Annotated in this window: 21 protein-coding genes and 1 other annotated feature; of the genes, 1 reads left to right on the top strand and 20 read right to left on the bottom strand. The window is 34.7% G+C overall.

What is annotated here, in order from left to right; all coding sequences use genetic code 11:
- Positions 1–6 precede the first annotated feature (6 nt).
- From ftsA to HMPREF0528_RS01650, 10 genes are all read right to left on the bottom strand, one after another.
- Complete coding sequence (ftsA, locus tag HMPREF0528_RS01695; RefSeq protein WP_004894246.1) at positions 7–1,377, bottom strand: cell division protein FtsA; 1,371 nt, start codon at positions 1,375–1,377, stop codon at positions 7–9.
- Positions 1,378–1,441: 64 nt separating this feature from the next.
- The gene (locus tag HMPREF0528_RS01690) at positions 1,442–2,290 is read right to left on the bottom strand and encodes a cell division protein FtsQ/DivIB (RefSeq protein WP_004894245.1); all 849 of its coding nucleotides are present in this window, start codon (positions 2,288–2,290) and stop codon (positions 1,442–1,444) included.
- Positions 2,291–2,308: 18 nt separating this feature from the next.
- Positions 2,309–3,421 (bottom strand): undecaprenyldiphospho-muramoylpentapeptide beta-N-acetylglucosaminyltransferase, encoded by a 1,113-nt coding sequence (gene murG / locus HMPREF0528_RS01685; protein WP_004894244.1) that lies wholly within the window; start codon positions 3,419–3,421, stop codon positions 2,309–2,311.
- Positions 3,422–3,423: 2 nt separating this feature from the next.
- Positions 3,424–4,806 carry a UDP-N-acetylmuramoyl-L-alanine--D-glutamate ligase gene (murD, locus tag HMPREF0528_RS01680; protein WP_004894241.1) on the bottom strand — a complete coding sequence of 461 codons (1,383 nt, stop codon included), beginning with the start codon at positions 4,804–4,806 and terminating at the stop codon, positions 3,424–3,426.
- Between the two features lie 7 nt (positions 4,807–4,813).
- Positions 4,814–5,773: a phospho-N-acetylmuramoyl-pentapeptide-transferase gene (gene mraY / locus HMPREF0528_RS01675; protein WP_011161841.1), complete on the bottom strand. Its 960-nt coding sequence runs from the start codon at positions 5,771–5,773 to the stop codon at positions 4,814–4,816.
- Between the two features lie 24 nt (positions 5,774–5,797).
- Positions 5,798–7,948, bottom strand: coding sequence for a penicillin-binding protein (locus tag HMPREF0528_RS01670; RefSeq protein WP_004894237.1), 2,151 nt, complete (start codon positions 7,946–7,948; stop codon positions 5,798–5,800).
- The gene (gene ftsL / locus HMPREF0528_RS01665) at positions 7,948–8,310 is read right to left on the bottom strand and encodes a cell division protein FtsL (protein ID WP_004894235.1); all 363 of its coding nucleotides are present in this window, start codon (positions 8,308–8,310) and stop codon (positions 7,948–7,950) included. The genes HMPREF0528_RS01670 and ftsL overlap by 1 nt, the downstream gene beginning before the upstream one ends.
- 28 nt (positions 8,311–8,338) lie before the next feature.
- Positions 8,339–9,286 carry a 16S rRNA (cytosine(1402)-N(4))-methyltransferase RsmH gene (rsmH, locus tag HMPREF0528_RS01660; protein WP_034525196.1) on the bottom strand — a complete coding sequence of 316 codons (948 nt, stop codon included), beginning with the start codon at positions 9,284–9,286 and terminating at the stop codon, positions 8,339–8,341.
- Positions 9,287–9,290: 4 nt separating this feature from the next.
- The gene (gene mraZ, locus HMPREF0528_RS01655) at positions 9,291–9,722 is read right to left on the bottom strand and encodes a division/cell wall cluster transcriptional repressor MraZ (RefSeq protein ID WP_004894229.1); all 432 of its coding nucleotides are present in this window, start codon (positions 9,720–9,722) and stop codon (positions 9,291–9,293) included.
- Between the two features lie 180 nt (positions 9,723–9,902).
- Positions 9,903–10,238 (bottom strand): DUF3397 domain-containing protein, encoded by a 336-nt coding sequence (locus HMPREF0528_RS01650; RefSeq protein ID WP_004894227.1) that lies wholly within the window; start codon positions 10,236–10,238, stop codon positions 9,903–9,905.
- A gap of 97 nt (positions 10,239–10,335) precedes the next feature.
- On the opposite strand from HMPREF0528_RS01650, the gene HMPREF0528_RS08945 reads away from it, so the two are divergent.
- Positions 10,336–10,464, top strand: coding sequence for a DUF4044 domain-containing protein (locus HMPREF0528_RS08945; protein ID WP_004894226.1), 129 nt, complete (start codon positions 10,336–10,338; stop codon positions 10,462–10,464).
- A gap of 48 nt (positions 10,465–10,512) precedes the next feature.
- On the opposite strand, the gene mreD is transcribed toward HMPREF0528_RS08945, so the two are convergent.
- From mreD to thiI, 10 genes are all read right to left on the bottom strand, one after another.
- Positions 10,513–11,046: a rod shape-determining protein MreD gene (gene mreD, locus HMPREF0528_RS01645; RefSeq protein WP_004894222.1), complete on the bottom strand. Its 534-nt coding sequence runs from the start codon at positions 11,044–11,046 to the stop codon at positions 10,513–10,515.
- Positions 11,046–11,897 (bottom strand): rod shape-determining protein MreC, encoded by an 852-nt coding sequence (gene mreC, locus HMPREF0528_RS01640; RefSeq protein ID WP_004894221.1) that lies wholly within the window; start codon positions 11,895–11,897, stop codon positions 11,046–11,048. The genes mreD and mreC overlap by 1 nt, the downstream gene beginning before the upstream one ends.
- A gap of 64 nt (positions 11,898–11,961) precedes the next feature.
- The gene (locus HMPREF0528_RS01635; RefSeq protein WP_004894219.1) at positions 11,962–12,963 is read right to left on the bottom strand and encodes a rod shape-determining protein; all 1,002 of its coding nucleotides are present in this window, start codon (positions 12,961–12,963) and stop codon (positions 11,962–11,964) included.
- Positions 12,964–13,100: 137 nt separating this feature from the next.
- The gene (locus HMPREF0528_RS01630) at positions 13,101–13,712 is read right to left on the bottom strand and encodes a JAB domain-containing protein (protein ID WP_004894217.1); all 612 of its coding nucleotides are present in this window, start codon (positions 13,710–13,712) and stop codon (positions 13,101–13,103) included.
- A gap of 38 nt (positions 13,713–13,750) precedes the next feature.
- On the bottom strand, positions 13,751–14,431 hold the full coding sequence (locus HMPREF0528_RS01625) for an HAD family hydrolase (protein WP_004894216.1): 681 nt from the start codon (positions 14,429–14,431) through the stop codon (positions 13,751–13,753).
- Complete coding sequence (locus tag HMPREF0528_RS01620) at positions 14,421–15,686, bottom strand: bifunctional folylpolyglutamate synthase/dihydrofolate synthase (RefSeq protein WP_004894214.1); 1,266 nt, start codon at positions 15,684–15,686, stop codon at positions 14,421–14,423. The genes HMPREF0528_RS01625 and HMPREF0528_RS01620 overlap by 11 nt, the downstream gene beginning before the upstream one ends.
- A gap of 2 nt (positions 15,687–15,688) precedes the next feature.
- Positions 15,689–18,328, bottom strand: a complete 2,640-nt coding sequence (locus HMPREF0528_RS01615; RefSeq protein WP_004894212.1) for a valine--tRNA ligase — start codon at positions 18,326–18,328, stop codon at positions 15,689–15,691.
- A 38-nt stretch (positions 18,329–18,366) separates the two neighbouring features.
- Positions 18,367–18,579: a binding site (T-box leader), on the bottom strand.
- Positions 18,580–18,620: 41 nt separating this feature from the next.
- The gene (locus HMPREF0528_RS01610; protein WP_004894210.1) at positions 18,621–21,248 is read right to left on the bottom strand and encodes a cation-translocating P-type ATPase; all 2,628 of its coding nucleotides are present in this window, start codon (positions 21,246–21,248) and stop codon (positions 18,621–18,623) included.
- A 238-nt stretch (positions 21,249–21,486) separates the two neighbouring features.
- Positions 21,487–22,188 (bottom strand): pseudouridine synthase, encoded by a 702-nt coding sequence (locus tag HMPREF0528_RS01605; RefSeq protein ID WP_004894205.1) that lies wholly within the window; start codon positions 22,186–22,188, stop codon positions 21,487–21,489.
- Positions 22,189–22,238: 50 nt separating this feature from the next.
- Entirely contained in the window at positions 22,239–23,456 is a 1,218-nt protein-coding gene (gene thiI, locus HMPREF0528_RS01600) for a tRNA uracil 4-sulfurtransferase ThiI (protein WP_004894203.1), read from the bottom strand.
- Positions 23,457–23,464: the final 8 nt, after the last annotated feature.

Raw genomic sequence — 23,464 nt, 5'->3', positions numbered from 1 at the left:
CCTTATTTAATCAAAAAATTTCTTAAAGAATTCTTTGATTCCTTTTTTATTATTCTTATTATCATCATTCTCTTCAGACGTAGAGACCGTTGATGTAGCACTAGTCTTATTATAATCTTCTTTGGGCTCTATTTCACTAGGAGTTAGACGTCTTTTGAAAAATTTCATATTTTCTTGAGACGAAGATTGGTTAGAAACCGGAGAAGTAATCTGGTTTCCATAAATAACACTGTTAACCAAGTAATCAATATCAGCCAAACTATAAGCATAATTTACTACTCCATAGCTAGCAGCGTACATTGGATTGCGTAGTCCCATTTGATCTGGTTGAAAAATTCTAGCCTTTACGCCAAAATCTTCTTTTACAATGTCATCAATTCCCTGGAGTGCACTACTTCCACCAGTAATCACAACTCCACCTGGCAACTTGAAGGCATCATGAGATTTTAATCCTTTTCCAATTCGACTGAAAGTTTGATCAAGACGAGCATTTATTATTTCACTTAAATACTCTTCATCAATCATTTTTGGCGCGTTTTCACCCACTACATTAACTGGAAATTGATTATCACTAGAAGTTAAGCTTGGATCTGCATAACCAAATTGTATTTTGATTTTTTCAGCTTCTTTTTTCGAAGTATTTAAAACAACTGAAATATCATTGGTAATATCAATTCCACCCTCTAAATCAATTGTCGCATACTTAATCTTATTTTCATGAATAACAGTAGCAGTAGTTGATCCTCCACCTAGATCCAGAAGAACTGTACCAAAGGTTCTTTCTCCTTCATCAAGAGCAACACTGGCAATTGCTAACGGTGTAGGTACAAAGAAATTATTCTGATACCCTGCTCTTTCGATAGCCTTGCGAATATTATGTAAATCTGCACTAGGTGCCGTCAATAATATACCGTGTACCTCCAGTGAATGAGCAATCATTTTTCTCGGATCATCTACATCAGTTTTTCCATCAATTAAAAATTTATTAGGTAAGAAAGCAATTGCTTCTCGTCCATCTTTTAATGCTGTATCAATAGCAGTTACTAAAACACGTTTTACATCATTATCAGTAACTTCTCTGCCATTTTCTTCAATGTTAATTAATCCAACAGCATTTTCTAATTGAAGCAATCCAACTGGAATTCCAGTTACTACGCGATAAATCTTTGAATTTGTCTTTTGCGCTACTTTCTTTAAAACAGCACTAATACTTTCAGCAGTTTGATCAATATCAACAATTTTTCCGTGCCGCATTCCTTTAGTAGGACCATTTGCAGCACCAATAATTTGCATTTCATTAGATGCAGTGTCAGCGACTACTGCTTTTACGCTTGTTGTTCCTATATCCAAGCCTACGAGTAAATCAGTTTTATCCAAGGTAATGCCCCCAAAACATAACTATACAATAAATTTTAACATATGGTTTAAGTTCTCACTAATATCAAGTCAGTCCTAATTTGACTTTTTCTGCCTGTGTGAGCGGTCTACTATAAGCACCAATTTCAAAATCAATTACAGATGGTTCTCTTAGCTGACTTTTAATTTTGTCATAGTAGCGCATCTTACTTTTAATGGTAGAAAGATTTCCAATAACTATATTATTATCTTTCATTACCAAAATAATCTGCGTTGGCCTTCGTGTTTCACCACTCAGCATTTTAACTTGGTCACGGATATTTTGTGGAAGACTGGCATAAACTTTGATATCTTCACTAAGAGAGACTTTTTGATTATATCCAGTAAACAAAGGCTTATTTTTATCAATTTTATTACTTGCGATAATTTGGCTACCTACTTTTCCAGTCGCCAAGATTTTGCGATAGCCGTCACCTTCATGGATATATCCGATTACTGGTCGCTCTTTGATATTTAAAATCAAATGATTTGCTTTTTGGACGCCCACTTGTACTTTGTCTATTTCTGGGAAAGTAGCTGATAGTTTTTTACTGTATTCTTTTCCTTTTAGGAGACAAAAGACAACCTTGTTTTCAGGAGAAATACCTACAGTCTTTACTACTTGCCTACTATTTAATTCAGGCGCTCCTTTAACCTGTACGCTTGCTACATTTGCTTTTGGAGAAATATAGTATCCTAAAGCTAAAATACAACACAGTGAAAAGAAAATTATAAAACCTAATCGAGTCAATAAAGCATGCCGACGTTCAGCTTGCAATTTAGTTAGTGAGGCAGAGACCCGTCTTTTTTCATTAGTGTTTGTCTTATTTTTATAATCAATCCATCCTGACAATTCTTTTTTAGGATCTTTTTTGGTTATTTTTCTTTTAGCCACATGCCTCACTCCCTTTCACTATTTATTTTTAATTAGACTTTCCATCACCGAAATTACTTGATCAGATGCATCTGGAACACCTAATTTCTTAGATGCTTCACTCATCTTCTTTGCATAATTTGTATCGAGTAGAATATGATCGATTGATGAAACAAAGTTATTAGGATTTAAATCATTTTCTGCAATAACTAAAGCCGCTCCTGCTTTTTCCATATCAAGCGCATTTTTCATTTGATGATTATGCGTTACATTTGGACTAGGTATTAAAATTACAGGCACACCAAGGGCGGTAAATTCAGCCAAACTAGTTGCCCCAGATCGTGCTACAACGCATGTCATTTGTGGTAATAAGCCTGGCATATTATCAATATAAGGAACAATCTTTATATTTGAATTCACTTCTTTACCGGCTAATTTTTTCTTAACATCACCATAATACAATTGTCCAGTTGCCCAAATAACCTGATATGGTTTTGTTTCAAGCTCTGATAAAGACTTTTCAACGATTTGATTAATTGCTAAAGCACCGCGTGAGCCACCAAAAATAAGTACAGTTGGCATGTTAGGATTTAAATCCCATTTCTTAGCAATATCAATGTTTTCTTTATTTAAACCAAGAACTTGTTGTGAGCGTGGATTACCAGTTTTTACTAATTTCTTTTTCTCTGAAAATTGCTTTGCAGCATCATCAAAGGTATAACAAATTTTATCAACATAATGAGCTAAAAACTTATTTGCTAGTCCAACTACTGAATTAGATTCATGAATGATAGTTGGAACATGCATTTTAGCTGCCTCATAAACTATGGCACCTGATACATATCCACCAGTTCCAACGACTACATCAGGTTTAAAGTTCTTAATAATTTGTTTTGCTTCTTTTGTAGCTTTAATAAATAATTCGATTGTTTCGAAATTCTTTAGGGGATGTTTTCGATCAAATCCTTTGATTTTTAAAGTCTTAAAAGGAACTCCTGCCGCAGGAACAATCTTCGATTCTAATCCTCGATCAGTCCCAACAAACAAAATTTCATCATTTGTAACTAATTTACGTTCTTTCAAACGTTCAATTAACGCCATAATTGGATATATGTGGCCACCAGTTCCGCCACCAGAAAAAATTACTCTCATTTTTATTTAGTCTTTAATTCCTTAATAAATTTTACAAAAAAGTCTCCACGTTCTTCAAAAGTGTTAAATTGATCCCAAGATGCACATGCTGGTGAAAACAAAATAACATCTCCTGCTTCACTTAATTCATATGCTCGCGGAACAGCTTCTTGTAAAGTATTAACAATTACGATATCTTTAATACCCGCTTTACGAGCGGCATCAGCTAAAAGATATTTAGTTTCACCATAAAGTACAATTGATTTTACATGCTTTTTAAATAGTGGAACTAGTGAATCAAACATGAATCCACGATCTAATCCACCCGCAATCAAAACTTCAGGCTCTTTAAATGATGGAATAGCTACAGTAGCAGCTTCAATATTCGTTGATTTTGAATCGTTATAAATTTTACGATCATTATAAGTCATTACATATTGCAAACGGTGAGTCGCACCAGTAAAAGTACTTAATGCATATTGAATGTCACTATCATCTGCACCCATTAATTTAGAAATGGCAATGGCTACTAAACAATTTTGTTGGTTATGAATACCTGGGATCTTGATATCGCTGATCTTCATAATGTGATGATCGTCTTTGCTTTCAAGATATTCATCACCAATAAAATAGTCGGCAGTTTTATCTGTTTCCGAAAATGTCTGAACCTTAGCTTTTGTCTTATCAAGCTCTTTTTCTAAAATATTCTTTTGATCAAAGTTAGCAATGAAATAATCATCTTGATCTTGAGATTGAGTAATTCTAAGCTTAGCTTCAACATAATTGTCAAAAGTCTTATGGTAGTCAAGGTGAACATTATTATAAATATCAACAATGGCAGCTACTTTAGGTTTAATATCAGTTACCCCAAGTAATTGGAAACTGGACATTTCTACTACTAGGAGATCTTTAGAGGTTGCTTTTTCAACTACTTCTGAAATTGGAACACCAATATTACCAACTGCATAAGCATGACCACCATTTTTAGATAAATGATGATCCATAATTCTTTGGGTAAGCATGACCGTAGTTGTCTTTCCATTTGAGCCAGTAACACAAACATATGGTGCTTCACTAACATTAAGTGCAATTTCAGGCTCAGTAATAACTGGAATATTTAATTTTTCGGCCTTCTCTACCATTGGATTTTCATAAGGAATTCCGGGGTTTTTAACAAGATAATCAAATTTTTCCTCATCAAAAATCTCTACTGGATGGTATCCAGAAATAACTCTAACTCCTAACTTATCTAATTCAGCAGCACGATCATCATTAGATAAATCTTTTTTATCATTTAAAGTTAGCTTAGCGCCAAGCTTCAAAAGAAGTTTAGCAACGGAAAAGCCACTCTTTCCTAAGCCTAAAATCAAAATATTTTTATTTTCGTATGTCTTAATTTTTTTCATTTTAAAATTAACCCCAGATAATTAAATAAATAATACTTCCAATTAAACCAACAATCCAAAATACAATATCAACCTTCCATTCAGACCAGCCAAGCATTTCGAAATGGTGATGGATTGGTGTCATCTTGAAAATTCTCTTTCCAGTAGTTTGGAAGGAAATAACTTGTAAGATCACACTTAAAGTTTCTAATACAAAAACAATTCCAATTAAAAGCAATGACCATGGACGATGAAGGAAAATCGATACAGTGGCTAATCCTCCACCTAAAGCTAATGAACCTGCATCTCCCATGAAAATTTTAGCTGGCTTATGATTGAAAATGAAGAAACCTACTAAACCACCAATTACACTGAGAGTAAATACAACGATAACCCAATTTCTTTCTTGGTAAGCTATCCAAGCATAAGTAGCATAAGCAATAATGGATAAACCAGTTGCTAATCCATCTAAACCATCAGATAAGTTAACTGCGTTAGAAAAACCAACCAACCAGAAAAGGACAAATAAACTAAACAAGAAAGAATTTCTTACCATTCCTGCAAAAGGAATATATAATTCAAAGGCAAAATGATCACTAAAGGCTAGCGTAATAATTAAAGCTGCAATAATAATTTGTCCTAATAATTTTTGCCATGCTCTCAAGCCTAAGTTACGTTTGAAATATAGCTTAATTCCATCATCTAAAAAGCCAATAATTCCGTATCCTAAGAAAGCAATAATTAAAATCCATGCAGTCTTATTTAAATCTTTTTGCCAAATCAACACCCATAAGGTAGAAATAACACCGGCAAGCATAAAGACCACTCCACCCATAGTTGGTGTACCTGATTTTTTCTCATGCCACTTAGGGCCTTCATCTCTAATAACTTGTCCTTCATGTTTCATTCGCATGAAACCAATAAACAACGGTAAGAAGATAACCGTAAGAGCAAAGCTGCTAATGAACGGTATCAAAGAAAACTGCATTTTGTATTACTCCTTTAACTTTTACTATTTTAAGTTTACAGATAGCTTACTATTTTTATCAATTACTTTCCCAGCCGGAATAGACTGTTTAGTAACTTTTCCTTTTCCATTAATCGTAATTGGAATATCAGTTGTCGTCATGAAGCTATTAACCTCATCTTCGCTCCAGTCAACCATATTTGGACATGTAACTTGTCCTCCAGTATACAAGAAAATCTTTGTATCGGTATCTTCTTTTACACCAGCTCCTACTGACTGCCGACTAACATTCTTTCCAGTTCCAATCACTTCAACTGAAACTCCTGCATTATTAGCATCTTCTTTTGCTTTTTCAACGCTTTTACCAGTTAAAGCGGGGACGGTTACTTTTTCATTAACCTTTGCTGAAGAATCAGAAAGTGAAATCAAGCGATTCATAATTGGTTTAAAAATAGAAGAAAGAATTGTTTCAGCTGGTTTGGACATTTTTTGTGGCTGCTTCATGGTTAAATAAACACAATAACGAGGATTATTAGCAGGTGTTACCCCAACTACTGAGAAAATATAATTATTATCCCCAGTCAAATATCCACCATGAGGTCCAGCTATTTGTGCCGTACCAGTTTTTACAGCGATGCTCTTTCCCGGCATTTTATAAGCTGCACCAGTACCGTAAGATGCGTTTACAACATCTTGCATTCCTTTTAGAACAGTTTTAGCTGTTTTAGCAGAATAAATAGGTGTTCCGACTTTTGTACGGTGAAACTTTTCTACTACTTTACCAGAAGGTGAAACTATTTTTTCGACAAATTGAGGTTTTACCATCTGACCATTATTGGCCAAGGCACTATATGCTTGCATCATTTGCATTGCATTAACATTAACCCCTTGTCCAAATGCAGTAACAGCCTGATTCAACGGAGTAGAAAAGTTTAAAATACCTGCGGTTTCTCCAGGAAGCGTTACCCCTGTCTTTTTACCGATTCGGTATTTATTCAAATATTCTTTCCAAGTTTTTGAACCCATCTTTTGTTCAAGTTTTACAAAACCAACATTACTGGAACGAGGAAATGCTTGGCTAAATGGAATGCTTCCCCACCCACTATTGTTCCAGTCATGAATTGTTGAGCCCTGAACAGTGACTGCTCCAGACTTGTATTGTTCATTAGGATTGTAATGACCACTTTCAATTGCACTTGAATAAGTTAAAACTTTGAAAACTGATCCCGGTTCATAGGAATCCTGCACTAACATATTTCGCCATGATGTATCTAATCCCTTTTTAGTTTGAGGATTAAAGGTAGGACGCTGAGAAGCAGCCAGAATTTTACCAGTTTTAATATCTTCTACAACTGCTGTTAAAGCTTTTGGCTTGTATTTATCTTGCACTTGCGACATTAAAACCTCTAAGTAAGTTTGCAGTCGTGAATCAAGTGTCAAATAAATATTGTCTCCATCTTTTGTGGCACGTGCATTCTTTTGACTATTAGGCAATTGATAATTTTCTGCATCTACAAACGCTTCGCGATACCCATCTTTACCGGCTAATTGCTTGTCAAAGTATGCTTCAATTCCCATCGTACCAACTAAAGTACTGTTTCCTTGGTTCTTTTGGGGTTGTGCCAAACCAATAATGTGAGAAGCAAAGTTTCCATTGGGATAAAGTCTAGATGGAGTTTCTATAAATTTAATTCCTGGCAACTTCATCTCTTCAATTTTTTCCTTTTGAGATAAAGTTAACCCTGTTCCAGCTGAACCAAATTCAACCTGGAAAGCCTTATGCTTCGGAGTCAAATATGAATATATTTTTTCTTCACTTAAAGGAAGTACTTCAGCCAACTTTTGTGCTGTTTTGCGTTTATTCGTAACATACATTGGCTTATTATGATAATCAATTGAACTCTTATCTAAGATGGCATACACAGTAAAGACATGCGCATCTTCAGCAAGAGTTAAACCATTTTTATCATAAATTGTTCCTCGGGTTGCTTTTAAAATCTCATTTCGCCTATAAATCTGATTTACACGCTTATTTAGGTTTTCGCCAGCAACCTGATTTGAAATCCCTATATATAAAAATCTACCTATAAATACAAGAAAAACCAAAGCCAAGACTAGCTGGAGGATTCTCCCCACCGTAAAGCGGTAGCCGTGGGCTTTGGATCTATTTCTATTTAAGTTATTAAACTTTTTCATTAACGGACATTCCTAATGTTACTCTCAACCAAGTGCAAGCCTTGATCACGGGCAATTTTATTAATTCTAGTAGTTGACGTTAATTCACCAATCTTCTGACGAAGATCAGTGTTATGACTTTTTTGAGAAATTATTTTTTGCTCAACATTTGCTAATTTATGTTGAGCACTAGTAGCGGAAATGCTAGCTGAAACCAATAAAATCATTAAACCTAATGTAATGAGTGAACCTAGAACGACTAAACTTTTTTCAAATGCTGTCCAAGGAACGCTTTTAGGATTAAGAACAATTGCTTTCTTTGGCTGCTCAGTCTGCTGTTGACTTTGTTGATAATTTAAATTTCTTGCTGAGCTATCAGCCATCTTTTTCTCCTTAAATACTAACTAAAAATTATAATTTCTCTGCAACCCTTAACTTGGCACTGTGTGAGCGATTATTTTCCTCTAATTCATCGCTACTTGCCATGATAGGTTTGCGACTAATCAATCGCAATGTTGGTTTACTGTCAGCCGGTACCATAGGCATTCCCCGTGGTATTTCGACTTCAGAATACTTTTTAAATATCTTTTTGACGATTTTATCTTCATGAGACTGAAAAGTAATTACACTAATTCGACCACCTGGCTTCAATAGCTTAATTGCTTCTTCAAGAGATTCTTGTAATACACCTAATTCATTGTTAACTGCAACTCGAATAGCTTGAAAGCTCTTCTTCGCAGGATGTCCCCCACTTCGTCGTGCATATGCTGGAATGGCATCCTTAATCACATCTACTAAATCAAAAGTAGTTACAATTGGCTTCTCTTTTCTTCGATCAACTATTTTTCTAGCAATCTGACGAGAAAACTTTTCATCTCCATACTTATACAAAACGTCACTTAATTCTTTTTGTGACCACGTGTTTACTATTGTATAAGCATCTAACTCTTGGCTTTGGTCCATCCTCATATCTAATCGAGCATCGAAACGATAAGAAAAACCCCGTTCAGGTTGATCAAACTGTGGAGACGAAACTCCGAGATCGTAATAAATACCATCTATTCCATCTGAAATCCCCAGCTCTACCAGATTTTCTTTCAAATGACAGAAGTTATCATGAACCAAAATTAATCGAGGTTCTGCTCCTACCTGTAACTCCTTGGCAAAACTCTCTTTTGCCATAGAAATTGCATACTCATCTTGATCAAATCCAATCACAGTACCCTTATTTAACTTACTGAGTAGATATCGGGCGTGACCACCACCACCAAAAGTTGCGTCTACATAAAGACCACCATCTTTTGGATTTAAATTGTCTATTGTTTCGTGCAAAAGCACGCTTTTATGCTTGAATTTCATAATTTTATAACTCGATGTCATCCAAGTCTTCTGCGATATCGTCATAGTTTTCGTTGGCTTCCTCTGAGAAATCATTCCAGCGTTCTGCTGACCAAATTTCAATTCTATTGGAAACACCAACAATTACACATTCCTTAATGAGTGCGGCATGCTCTTTCAGTGTCATGGTCAGATTAACACGTCCTTGCTTGTCAAACTCACTCTCCATCGCACCTGAGTAGAAAAGTCGCGTAAACTTACGTGCACTTCTCTTAGTCAGTGGAAGTTTGGCTAACTTAGCCTCAATTTTTTGCCATTCTTCAATTGGATAGCCAAAAATACAGCCTTCCATTCCACGAGTAAATATCATCTTATTACCAATCTCAACTCTAAATTTGGCTGGTATAATTAGCCGGCCTTTGCTGTCGAGATTATGATGATACTCGCCCATGAACATGGTCTAGCCCCCTTTCCACTGAATAATTTACCACACTTCCCCACTTTCTACCACAAGTTTTACACTTTTTATTTATATATTACGTTATTTTATGATAGTTATAATTTTATTCAACAAAAAATGTCCTCATCATCATGATTGAGGACATTTTAAGGTTTATTAAAAAAGTGGGGAGAATTTTTATAGTAAAAGCAAAATTAAGAGACCAACGTACCAAACAATAGATGATGCTGCTAAATAGTGCCATAACATTCCAAATGTCTTACCCACTGAAATGTTTTTGTTTTTAATTGCAGTATAAATTGAAATAATTACAACTAAAATAAAGTAAAGTAAAAATCCATACGGTAAAAAAGATGGCTGCTTTGTTTCTTGAGTTAATAACTGACAAGCAACAATAAAGAAAAAAGGAAAAATGTCATAACCACTAAATTGAGCCTTAGGAAATAATTTTACTAAAAAAGCAGCAACGACAATTCCACATAAAGGAATTAAAAAGATAAGCAAAAAATTCATGAAAACCCTCCAATAAGTTTATTTTAAACTATTTCAATTAAATATAAAATTACAATTAAAACATGGTACACTAGAATTATTAATTTAGGAGGGACATATGAGAAAACGTAAGAAAAAATCTGGATTTCAAAAGTTAACTATTATTATGGCCTGGTTTATGGCAGTTATCACCCTTCTTGGGGTAGTAGCTACTGCTTTAATTGGAACTGGTGTCTTTCAATTTTAAAATCTTTTGCATATTAAAAAGAGCCGCTTAATAGCGACTCTTTTTTGTTTAGAAATAGTATTCTTTTTTCAAAAATGGATACTCTTCAGCTAGTTTTACCCAGAACCAATAAGTACATAAAACAAGAATTAAGCACCATAGTAAATTAGGCAAAATACTACGTGAAAAACTAGCAAAAGACAATTGGATTATGCCTACCATATTAAACATCAAAAACACATAAGCACTTACGCATAAATAAGTAACTAAACAGATTAATAATCTAAACCAGAATACTTCTGGAAGAAAGCGAGCACTTTGCTGAATAATAAAACAGATTAAAGGAAAAGCTACAGTATAAATTCCAATAATTCCTAAATAGTATAGATCCGCAATAAGGCCTAATCCTAAGCAGAGCCAAATATCAGCATCATTTTTATCATCGCATAGAGAAATTAAGGTAATTCCAATAATTGTTAACCAACAACTTCCAGAAAAACCTCGATGAAAGATAAAAGTTTGTAAATTATAAGCTAATACCCCATCTAGAATTAATGCCACAAACAAAGCAATGGCAACATACCATCGACGTAATTCTGCCATTACCCTTCAACCTTTCTTTTAATTACAGATACAACTGATGGATCGTTAAGGTTACCTGCTGGTTGAATTTCGACAACATCTGATAAGCCAAAAGTATCCCGGGTTGTCTTCTTAACTGTTCCTATTAAGAGACCTTTTGGAGATAGACCACCCATTCCACTAGTATAAACTCGGGTTCCTTTCTTCAACTTTTGACCGTCAACTACTTGGGTAAATGCTATTTGATTATTTCCAACAACAGAAATTACTCCATGAACTTTTTTGCCATTAGCTGCATCAGCTTCTACAGCAAATTTATTTGTTGATTTATCAGTTGTAGTAATCAGTTCGACCTTTGAAGTAGTACTATTTACCTCAACAACCCGTCCAATTACACCTTTACCTGCCATAACAGGCATATTCTTCTTAACACCTGCTCTTGAACCTTGATCAATAATTAATAAATCTGACCAAGTATCTGCAGCACGAGAAATTACCGAACCATTAATAATTGTATAGTCCGTCAAAGTCTTCTTTAATTTTAAAGCTTGCTTTAACTGAGTATTCTCAGCTTCAAGTGAACTATTTCGAGCCTTAGTTTGAGCAAGATTATCAACTTGCTTTTTTAAATGATCGTTTTCAGCTTGAGTATTAAACAGATCTTCTACATTAGCCGCCCCATTAGAAATTAAGTTAATTGGCCAATTAACTACTCGGGTTACTATGGAAACCGTATCATTACCAATTTTTTGAACTAAAAAAGGTGATTGTCTTCTATTACGTAAGCGAACAGAAATAGATAACATACTTAAAACTAAAATAACTAGGACAAAAATTGTCAATAACTTTTTGTTTTTGAGAAATTTTTTCATCTACTACTATCTTCCTAATTTAAAAGTTAATAGAAAAAGACCGGCTTTTACGCCGGTCTCTAAATTAACGTTTCTTACGCATAACTTCAATATTTTTGAGAGATTCACCGGTACCAATTGCAACACAATCAAGTGGATCTTGAGCAATAAAGACTGGAACTTTAGTAGCATCTGAAATAACTTCCGGTAAGTTCTTCAAAAGAGCTCCACCACCGGTTAATACGATACCATGGTCAATAACATCAGCAGCAATTTCTGGAGATGTTTCTTCCAAAGTTTCTTTAATTGCTACAATTATATTTTGAACTACTTCTTGAATAGCTTTTGCAACATCTTCTGCATTAATATCAATTGACTTTGGTAATCCTGTGACTAAATCACGTCCACGAATATTCATTGATTCAATTTCTTTTGCCTTTTCAACTGAAGCAGAAGCAATTTGAATCTTAATAGTTTCAGCAGTTCTTTCACCAATTAATAAGTTGTAATTTTGATGAATATAAGTTGCAATTGAACTATTAAACTTATCTCCTGCCATTCTGGTAGAACGAGATGAAACAATACCACCTAATGAGATAGTTGCCACATCAGTAGTTCCCCCACCAATATCAACAACCATTGAACCTGTTGGATCCATAACAGGAAGACCAGCACCAATAGCTGCAGCAAATGGTTCTTCAATTACGTATGCTTCACGTGCACCAGCAACTCTAGCTGCATCAATAACAGCTCTCTTTTCAACTTCAGTTACACCTGATGGTACACAAATCATTGCAGCTGGCTTTGAATTACCAACTGTTTTTTCCATGAAATACTTAAGCATAGCAGCAGTTGTATCGTAATCTGCGATTACTCCATCTTTCATTGGTCGAATAGCAACAATTGATCCAGGAGTTCTACCAATCATTTCTTTGGCTTCGGAACCAACTGCAATAACTTCACCCGTTTGAGTATTCTTAGCAACAACAGAAGGTTCACGTAAAACAATACCTTTACCTTCAATATAAACGAGTGTGTTGGCAGTTCCCAAATCAATCCCAATATTTTTAGATCCTAATCCAAACACGCAAAATCTCTCCTTAAATTTATCTCTTTAATTATTTTAGCCTAAATCGTATCTTTATTTAGTCTTAGATATTATAGCATAGAAACACTGATGTAAAAATTTGCTTTAAGGAAATTTGCCTAATACTTAAGGAAGACTTAAAGAAGTTCAGTCTCTCGAAAGCTTAAATAGGTATTATCTGTCACAATAAAATGATCTAAAAAATCAATTCCCATATATTTACTTGCTTCTACTAACTTTTTTGTAAAGCGTAAATCATGTTGCGATGGCTGTTCATCCCCACTAGGATGATTATGTGCTACAAAAAAGGCAGTACTATTATAAATGACAGCCCATCGAAAGATATCTCGGGGATGAGCAACTGCTCTATTTACCGTTCCCTGAAAAATTAATTTTTCAGCAATTATCTTATTTTTTGAATCCAAATAAATTCCATATAGCTCTTCTTGCGGACGGCCACATAATTTATCCGCGATATAGCATCCTACTTGTGAACTCGAGTAAAAGCTCTCAATTTTCTTATTATTGACGCTCTTTACGCGCTCCAATAACAATTGAAGTAAAATTGCTACCTCATCATTGCAACTTGGACTAGCAGCAAATTGCCATAGTTCCTTAAAGCTACTGATTCCTACCTCATCTAGTTTTCTAAATAAACTATTAAATGTAAGAATATCTTTTTTCTCTAACAATTCAGCTAATTTCTTTATTAAATCAACATCAGTCTGCAATAATTCTTCTTTTTTCATAAATATCAATTACTCCTTTGATATTTATTACGAAAAAACTATTTAATTTTTTCAAGAAAAGCATAAAAATCTTTGCAAATTAATGTCGCCTTATCTTTATCTAAATTTGTTGGTTGCTTTAAATCTGGAACCATTACGCATTTTAAACCCGCAGCACTTGCTGCTGCAACACCTGTGCTTGAATCTTCAAATACTAGTAGATTCTCTTTAGGTAATTGCATTTTTTTAGCAGCCAATAGATAAATATCTGGTGCTGGCTTAGCTTGAATATTTCCAGATTCAACATCTTTATAACTTAGATAAAAATCAAAGTAATCTTTTATTTTTAAAACATCTAAATTATGGACAATTACATTCTCATAATTACTCGATGCAATTGATAATTTGATATTTTTCTCTTTAAATACCACTAATGCTTCTCGTACTCCTGGTTGAAGTTTAAGTTTACCTTCATCAGTCCATTTCCAGACTAAATCATCAGTTCTTTTAATAAATTTATCTCGATCGGCTTCAGTTTTGAAATGTTTATGATAAAAATCTTCCATTTCCTTAACTGAAGAACCAACTAGTTTCAGATAACTATCATCAGGAATATCTAAGTTTGCTTCTTTAGCAGCCACGATATTAGCATCCCAATACAACTTTTCGGAATTAACTAATAATCCATCCATATCAAAAATTATACCTTCAATAGGATCAGCAATATCTTCAACTTTCATCTTTACCTCTTTTGCAGTAATTTAAAACTGCACCAACTAAATAAAAAGATCCTGTCACTAATAGCATATCATCTGCCTGCAACTTATTCTTCAAGCTTGTATAAGCTTCTTCAAAATTTTCTTTATATTCAAATTCTTTTTGTGCCTCTTTTGGAAAGTCTTCTAATCTAGCAGCTCTAGGATAATCAATTCGTGTTAAAGTGACTTTTTCATCCTTAAATAATTTTGTGACTGGACCCAGGTCTTTATCTTTCATCATTCCAAGTAACACGTAGATTTGTCCTTTTTTCTTCTTTCGAACTAAGTTTAAAAGATTCTCCATCGCTTGTAAATTATGTGCCCCGTCGACAATGATTTCAGGACTAGTTTGAATCACATCATATCTACCAGGAATATGGGTTTCATTAATTGCTTCTTCAATCTTTTTTCTATCTAAATCAAGTTGCAACAATTGAATTGCTTGAACTGCTACCCCAATATCATAAGCTTCTACCAAAGGCCGTAATGCAAAATTATAGAGATTCTTTGAATCTTGATATTCAATCACATCGGGCATTATTTTTATTTGAAAATCTCTTCCTAATAAAAATGATTTTGAGTTTTCACTTTGCGCCTTATTAAGTAAAATCTCTAATACATTTTGGGGAACATTTCCTAAGACCACGGGTTTATTAGATTTTATTACACCACTTTTTTCTTCAGCAATATCTTTTAAAGTTGGCCCTATTATTTTTTCATGATCTAATCCAATTGTTGTAATAACACTTACTTCAGGAATAATTACATTTGTCTTGTCATGCTCTCCTCCAATTCCTACTTCAATAACTGCATAGTCACAGTTTTCTTGAACAAAAAATTGAAAGGCCAAAGCTACTTCATATTCAAATGTTACTAAAGAAAAATTAGGATCGTCTTTTTTTAGTATCTCTATTACCGTCTCAATTTCATTAGCTATTTTAATGAGATCATTATTGCTTATATTTTTACCATTTAATTGAATTCGTTCATTAAATTCATATATATAAGGAGACACAAAAAGGCCAGTCTTTTGACCGGCCTTTTGCAATAGATTACTCAAATAATAGGATGTCGACCCTTTACCATTTGTTCCGGTAACATGAATTGTCTTAACATTATCTTGAGGATTATTGAGCTGTTTCAAAATCCTTCGGATATAACTCAGATCATTTTTAGGATGAAGTTTGGGTAAAGAATATATTCTCTTAATTACCTGGTCAACATTAGTAAATTTCACTTCTATTTACTTTCCTTTAATTCTTTCATTCTTTCACGAACACCAGCAAGTTGACTTTCGTAGTCAGCCTTTTTTTCTTTTTCTTTATTTATAACTGCTTCAGGAGCATGGGCTACAAATCCTTGATTTGAAAGTTTCTTTTCAGCTCTTTCAACTTCAGCTTCAAGACGTTTTTCTTCCTTTTCCATCTTAGCGAGCTCTTCATCTACATTAACTAATTCAGTTAATGGAACAAAGATTTGAGCTCCTGGAATTACGACAGTTTTAGCAAGTTTTGGTGCTTCAATATCAGCTGCAACAGATAAAGCTTTTGGATGAAGGAAGTTTTCTACATATTCAGCGTTATTATCCAAAACAGCCTTATTCTTATCATCATCAATTTGAATCATGATATCAATTGGGGATGACATAGGTGCATTAACTTCCATACGGATATTTCTAACAGCCTTAATTACTTCAATTAAGAAGGCCATTTGACTGTCAGCTGCTTTGTTTTCAAATTCCTTATGAGTTTCTGGATATTTAGCTACCATAATACTCTTACCATCGTGAGGCATTGAAAGCCATAACTTTTCAGTTACAAATGGCATAATTGGGTGAAGTAAACGTAAAATTTGATCAAGAATCCAGATTAAGTTTTCTTGTTTTCTAGCCTTTAATTCTTCATCATCACCGTTTAATGCAACCTTAGAAATTTCAATGTACCAATCACAGAAGTCATTCCAAATAAAGTTGTAAAGTTCACGACCAGCTTCACCAAATTGATATTCATCAAATAATCTAGTTACTTCACTAACAGTGTGATTCAAACGATCAAAAATCCAGCTATCTGCCAAATCAAACTTAGAAGTATCTGGCATATGAGCAGGCTTAGCATCTTCTGGCAAGTTCATAATTACGAAACGACTTGCATTCCAAATCTTGTTGATAAAGTTCCAAGCTGCACCCATCTTCTTTGGATCATAACGAGTATCTTGACCAGGAGCTGTACCGTTAAGTAAGAACCAACGAAGAGCGTCAGCACCATATTCATCAACAACATCCATTGGGTCAACACCGTTACCCAAAGACTTACTCATCTTACGTCCTTGTGGATCACGAATTAAACCATGCAAAACAACATCATCAAATGGACGCTTGCCAGTAAAATGTAAACTTTGGAAGATCATTCTTGATACCCAGAAGAAGATAATGTCGTAACCAGTAACCAAAGTATTAGTTGGGAAGTAACGCTTAAAGTCTTCTGAATCTTCATCAGGCCAACCTAAAGTAGAAAATGGCCATAATGCACTTGAAAACCAAGTATCAAGTACATCTGGATCTTGCTCCCAGTTTTCACTATCTTTAGGAGCTTCAAGACCTACATAAGTTTCACCAGTCTTCTTGTTGTACCAAGCTGGAATTCTGTGTCCCCACCATAATTGACGAGAAATTACCCAGTCATGAACATCGCTCATCCATTGTTCAAGAGTATGTTCAAATCTTTCCGGAACAAAGTTTACCTTGTCATCAGTCTTTTGGTTTTCCAAAACTTTTTCAGCTAATGGCTTCATCTTAACGAACCATTGTTTAGAAAGTCTTGGCTCTACTTGAACACCTGAACGCTCCGAGTGACCAACAGAGTGAACAATTGGTTCAACCTTGATTAAGAAACCTTCTTTTTCAAGATCCTTAACTAAAGCATCCCGTGCTTCAAATCGATCCATACCAGCATACTTGCCAGCTTCTTCGTTCATCGTTCCATTATCGTTCATAACATTGATTCTTTCCAAGTTATGACGATTACCTACTTGGAAGTCGTTAGGATCATGCGCTGGAGTGATCTTAACAAGCCCTGTACCAAATTCTGGGTCAACGTGTTGATCTTCAATAATTGGAATGTGTCGTCCAACAAGTGGCAATACTAATTCCTTACCAACAATATCTTTGTAGCGTTCATCACCTGGTGCAACAGCTACCGCAGTATCACCAAACATAGTTTCAGGACGAGTAGTTGCAATTTCAACAAATCCAGAACCATCTGCAAATGGATACTTAATGTGGTAAAATGCGCCCTTATCATCTTTGTGAATAACTTCGATATCACTAAGAGCTGTTTCCAATTTTGGATCCCAGTTAATGATGTATTCACCACGGTAAATGAGTCCTTCATTATAAAGTTGAACGAAAACTTTTCTGACAGCTTTTGAAAGACCTTTATCAAGGGTAAATCTTTCACGAGAATAATCTAGTGAAAGACCCATCTTTGCCCATTGGCTCTTGATAATTGATGCATATTCATCTTTCCAGTCCCAAACTTGCTTAACAAAAGCTTCACGTCCCATTTCGTGACGATCTTTTCCTTGTGTACGAAGTTTGGCTTCAACTTTAGCTTGAGTTGCAATACCAGCATGATCCATACCAGGAAGGTATAAAGTATCATAACCTTGCATACGCTTAAAACGAATTAATGTATCTTGAATTGCTGTATCCCATGCATGTCCCAAGTGCAACTTACCAGTTACATTTGGTGGTGGGATAACGATTGAATAAGGATGAGCTTTTTTATCGCCAGATGGCTTAAAAAGATCTTCATCAAGCCATTCCTGATATCTTCCCTTTTCAACTTCATTAGGATTATATTTAGGTGCTAAATCTGCCATTTAAATTCCTCCAATAAAAAAGTCCTAGACAAATATTTGTCTAGGACGAAATTTTTCCGCGGTACCACCTACGATTAGGTATAGAACCTATACCTCTCTTATAAGCGATAACGGCGCTGAAGTGTCCGGATTAACCTACTAAAAAATTCAATTAATCAGCTAATCAAGCTACTAGTAATATTCTTTAAGTCTCTCAGCATATTGACTTTTCTCTGTAATGCGAAATTACTCCTCTTGATTCTTGCTTTGTTTATGATTATAGCATGAAAGAAAATAAGAAGAAAGCTAAGAATTAATCTCTATTTTCTCTAATCACTTTCACTAATTGAATTAAGATAGTTGGAATAATTGCCAAAATCACAATTAACCATACTTCTTGAGCAGTTAATGGTTGAACTGCAAATAATCCATGTAATGCTGGTACAAAAAGAATTAAGGCTAAAAGTACAGTTCCTAATGCAAAAGCTGCTAAACTGTACCAATTATTTTTAAATCCAATCTTAAAAATGCTGTGCTGTGAACGGCAGTTGAACCCATGAAGTAAACGCGCAAATGTTAAAGTTGAAAATGCCATAGTACATGCAATTGCTGGTGTATCCCTTAAACCAAGTAAGAAAGCAGCAATAACACTTAATGAAATTAAGAAACCTTGAATACTAATTTGTGTAACGAATTTTTTATCTAACAAACTAGCTTTAGGATCACGTGGTTTACGTTTTAAAATATCAGGATTTCCTGGTTCCATCCCAATAGCTAAAGCTGGAAGAGAGTCAGTAACTAAGTTAATGAATAAAAGTTGAACTGCAACAAATGGAACTGGTAACGCAGCGATTGAAGCAAATAAAACAGTAATGATAGCTGATAAGTTACCAGATAATAAATATCCAATCGCATTACGGATATTTTCATAAACTGTTCTACCATTTGCAACAGCTTTAATAATTGTCGCAAAGTTATCATCAGTCAAAATCATACTTGCAGCATCTTTTGATACTTCAGTACCAGTAATACCCATTGCAACACCAACGTCTGCCTTCTTTAATGCAGGTGCATCGTTAACTCCGTCACCTGTCATTGATACGATATGATTTTTTCTTTGCCAGGCATTAACAATTCTAATTTTGTTTTCTGGTGAAACTCGGGCATAAACTGCTACTTTTTCAATTTGTTGGTCTAATTCTTCATCACTTAATGCATCTAACTCTAACCCTGTTAATGCAAGATCCCCATCAGTGAAAATACCAATCTTTTTCGCAATTGCTACTGCAGTTACTTTGTGGTCACCAGTGATCATCACAGTTCTAATCCCGGCTTCTTTAGCACGTGCAACAGCTGCAACACTTTCTTTTCTAGGTGGATCCATTTCTGAAACCAAACCAATGAAAGTTAAGTCTTTTTCGCTATCAGTAGATAACTCTTCATCACTTTCCTTATAGGCAAATGCCAACACTCTTAGTCCATTTTCTGAAAAGTGATTATTTTGAGCCAAAATATCTTTTCGATCTTGTTCAGTCATTGGGCGGACATCATCCCCAAAACGAATATTCACACAACGTTTAAGTAAAACATCGATTGCTCCTTTTACAAAAATTGTAGGAACAGTGTGAATTAAATGCTTAGTACTCATTAATTTTCTATCAGAGTCAAAAGGCACTTCCTCTAAACGATCTAAATGTTTTCTTAACTCACTTTCAGATAAGCCTAATTTTCCGTCACCAAGATCAATTCCTGGAACTTTACGATACATTTCTAATAAGGCTAATTCTGTTGGATCACCAATTTTTTTACCATCAGATAGACTTGCATCATTGTTTAAAACAACATCATATAGTAAATAACGATGCAACTGATTACTTAAGTTCAACTCTTCAGGCTTAAGAACTTTACCGCCAATATAAATGTCTTCAACAGTCATCTTATTTTGCGTTAAAGTTCCAGTTTTATCAGAACAAATTACTGAAACTGACCCCAATGATTCAACCGCGTCTAAATTTTTGATAATTGCATGTTCTTTAGCCATTTTTTGAGTTCCCATAGCCTGCACAATAGTTACAATTGAGCTTAAAGCTTCAGGAATAGCTGCTACGGCTAATGCTACTGCAAATAGTAATGCATCTAGTAAAGGTTGACCACGCCACATTTGCAATCCTAAGATCAAGGCACAGAAAATCAAAATTGCAGTTGCAAGACGAGATGAAAATTGATCAAGTGAAACTTGTAATGGCGTTCTGCGCTCCTTAGTTTCATTCATTAAGGTAGCAATTTTACCAATTTCAGTATCCATACCAGTTGCTGTAACTAAAACATTTGCACGTCCATAAGTTACAAGAGAACTAGAATATACCATGTTTACTCGATCAGCCAAAGGAACTTCTTTTTCAAAAGTCGTATCTAACTTATCAATATTAGTTGACTCACCGGTTAAGGAACTTTCATTTACCTGCAATGAAAAATTATCTAAAATTCTACCATCCGCAGTAACTAAATCCCCTGCTTCAAGTAAAAGTATATCGCCAGGAACAACATCTTTTGCGGCAATTTCTTGTTTCTTACCATCTCTTAAAACCTTAGCGGCAGGTGCAGATAGGGACTTCAAGGCTTCTAGCGACTTTTCCGCCTTAACATGTTGCACTGTTCCTAAAATAGCATTTAGAATCAAAACAACAATAATAACTGCTGTACTTTCTAAGTTACCAGTAAATGCAGAAATCACAGCTGCAACAATCAAAATAATGACCATTAGGTCTTTAAATTGTTCTAAAAAGACTTCTACAACACTTTTTTTCTTACCTTCTACTAGAGCATTCGGTCCTACTTGAGCTAACTTTTCTTGAGCAGCTTTATTAGTTAAACCTTGCTGTTCATTAGCTCCAAGCTCTTTTAGAACTTCTTCTTTACTCTCACGATAATATGCTTTCACTTAAACCCTCCATCTACTAGGAAAACCAGACTTTGGCATAAAAAAAGAGACCATTGTCTGAACAAAAAACGTTTAGCCAATAGTCTCACCATTTAAACTTACAGCGGAAAAATTAATTTCGTTTTGACGCCGTAAGTACACCCTTATGCCGGTTACTCCCTATATGTTAATTATAAGTTTATCATGTTTTAGTTGAGCGAGCAATAAAGATTTATCACTTTACCTAATCTTATAGTTCTTATTTAATCTCTTTCAAACGAATTTCTTTATATTCGCCTCGTTTTAAGCTAGTAGGTAACACTAATTTTTCCATGGAAATTCGATCTAATTCTATTACTTTCATCCCCACTGCTCCAAACATTCGCTTAATTTGGTGATACTTTCCCTCTTGAATTTCAATCTCAATTTCTGATTCATCGGACTCTTTATCTTGCATTAAAATCTTTAATCTTGCTGGTTTTAGTTTTGTACCATCACCTAATGTCATACCACTAGCAAAAATTTTAACTGTCTCTTCATCAGCTACTCCAGCAATTTTTGCCCGATATTTTTTAGTAACATGTTTATTAGGAGCTAGCAACTCATGGGCTAAAGCACCATCATTTGTTAACAATAATAAACCCGTTGTATCCTTATCCAGTCTACCTACTGGCGCTATGTCTTTATAACGATCTTTAGGTTTAAGTAAGGAAAGAACAGTTTTTTGACTTCTATCTTCTGTTGCTGAAATAACACCTTTAGGTTTATTGAGAAGAAAATAATGGTATTGCTGATATGCCACTTTTTCTCCATCAACTGCTACTTGGTCTTCTTCTTTAACTTGCTCCTTGGGTGTCTTTACAACTTCTCCATTAACTGTCACAATCTTCTTTTTAATGAGATTATGAACTTCTTTTCGTGAACCAACATTCATGTTAGCCAAATACTTATCAATTCTCATATATTTTGTCTTTCTAAAATAAAAAGCGCTAGCATTCTGCTAGCACTTTTTTATAACAAGTCTGCGTCTTCTTGAGCCTTATCATCCAAGAACTTTTGATTTGGATAAATTGGTGTAATCTCCATTCCATCAATTGCTCGCTGAATCATTCCTTCAGCATCAAGTCTATCTTCTAACTTACGAGCTTCATCCAATTTTGGTTTAGTCTTTGGACGTGGTGGAGCAAAAATTGTACAACAATCTTCAAATGGCTCAATAGAAAGGTCGAATGTTCCGATTTGCTCAGCTAGCTTAATAATTTCAGTTTTATCCATTGTAGCCACTGGGCGAAGAACCGGTGTTGAAGTCACATCATTAATTGCAACCATTGATTCTAGTGTTTGAGATGCCACTTGACCAACTGATTCACCGTTGAAGATTGCTAACCCACCACGCATTGCGCGAATACGATCTGCTAATTGTAACATAAAGCGGCGTTGAATGGTCATTAAGTAACCTTCTGGTAACTTTTCCTTAATTTGCTCTTGAATTTCAGTAAAAGGTACAGCAATAAAGTTAATCTTTCCAGAATAGTTAGCTAAAATTCCAGTTAACTCTTTTGCTTTAGCAAGTGCCTTTTCAGTAGTATATGGAGGACTAAAGAAGTGCACCATATCAATTTCAACTCCACGCTTCATTGCTAAGTAAGAAGCTACTGGAGAATCAATCCCACCTGATAGCATCATGACGGCCTTTCCAGCAGTTCCAACCGGCATACCACCTGCTCCATGAAGAAGTTGGTTTGAAATATAGATTGCGTCTTGACGAACTTCAATTCTTAAGACTAAGTCAGGTTTTTTCATTTGAACCTTTAAATTATCCATATTATCAAATAGGTAATCACCAATCATCATGTTTAACTGATTAGTGTCATATTCAAAATCATGGTCACTGCGTCTAGTATTAACTTTAAATGTCATACCATCCTTAAAAGTTGCCTGCATCAATTCAAGGGATGCTTTTTTAATTGCATCAAGATTCTTATCAACTTTTATAGTTGGAGAATATGTTTGAATACCAAAAACAAGTTTTAAACGTTGATCAATTGTCTCAAATGGTGCACCATTCAAGACAATATGCATACGATCATGTTTAGGATGGATTTCGATTTCTGGAAAATTTTGCAAAGCTCTAGTTACATTACCAGCAAGTCTTCCGATAAAGTCTTTTCGATTTTTTCCTTTAGTGGATAGTTCACCATAGCGAACCATTACTTCTGTATATTGCATAATTTCAC

Origin of the sequence: Lactobacillus johnsonii ATCC 33200 (assembly GCF_000159355.1) — a bacterium.
GTDB classification, from domain to species: Bacteria; Bacillota; Bacilli; order Lactobacillales; family Lactobacillaceae; genus Lactobacillus; species Lactobacillus johnsonii.
This window is presented reverse-complemented; position numbering and strand designations above follow the sequence as displayed.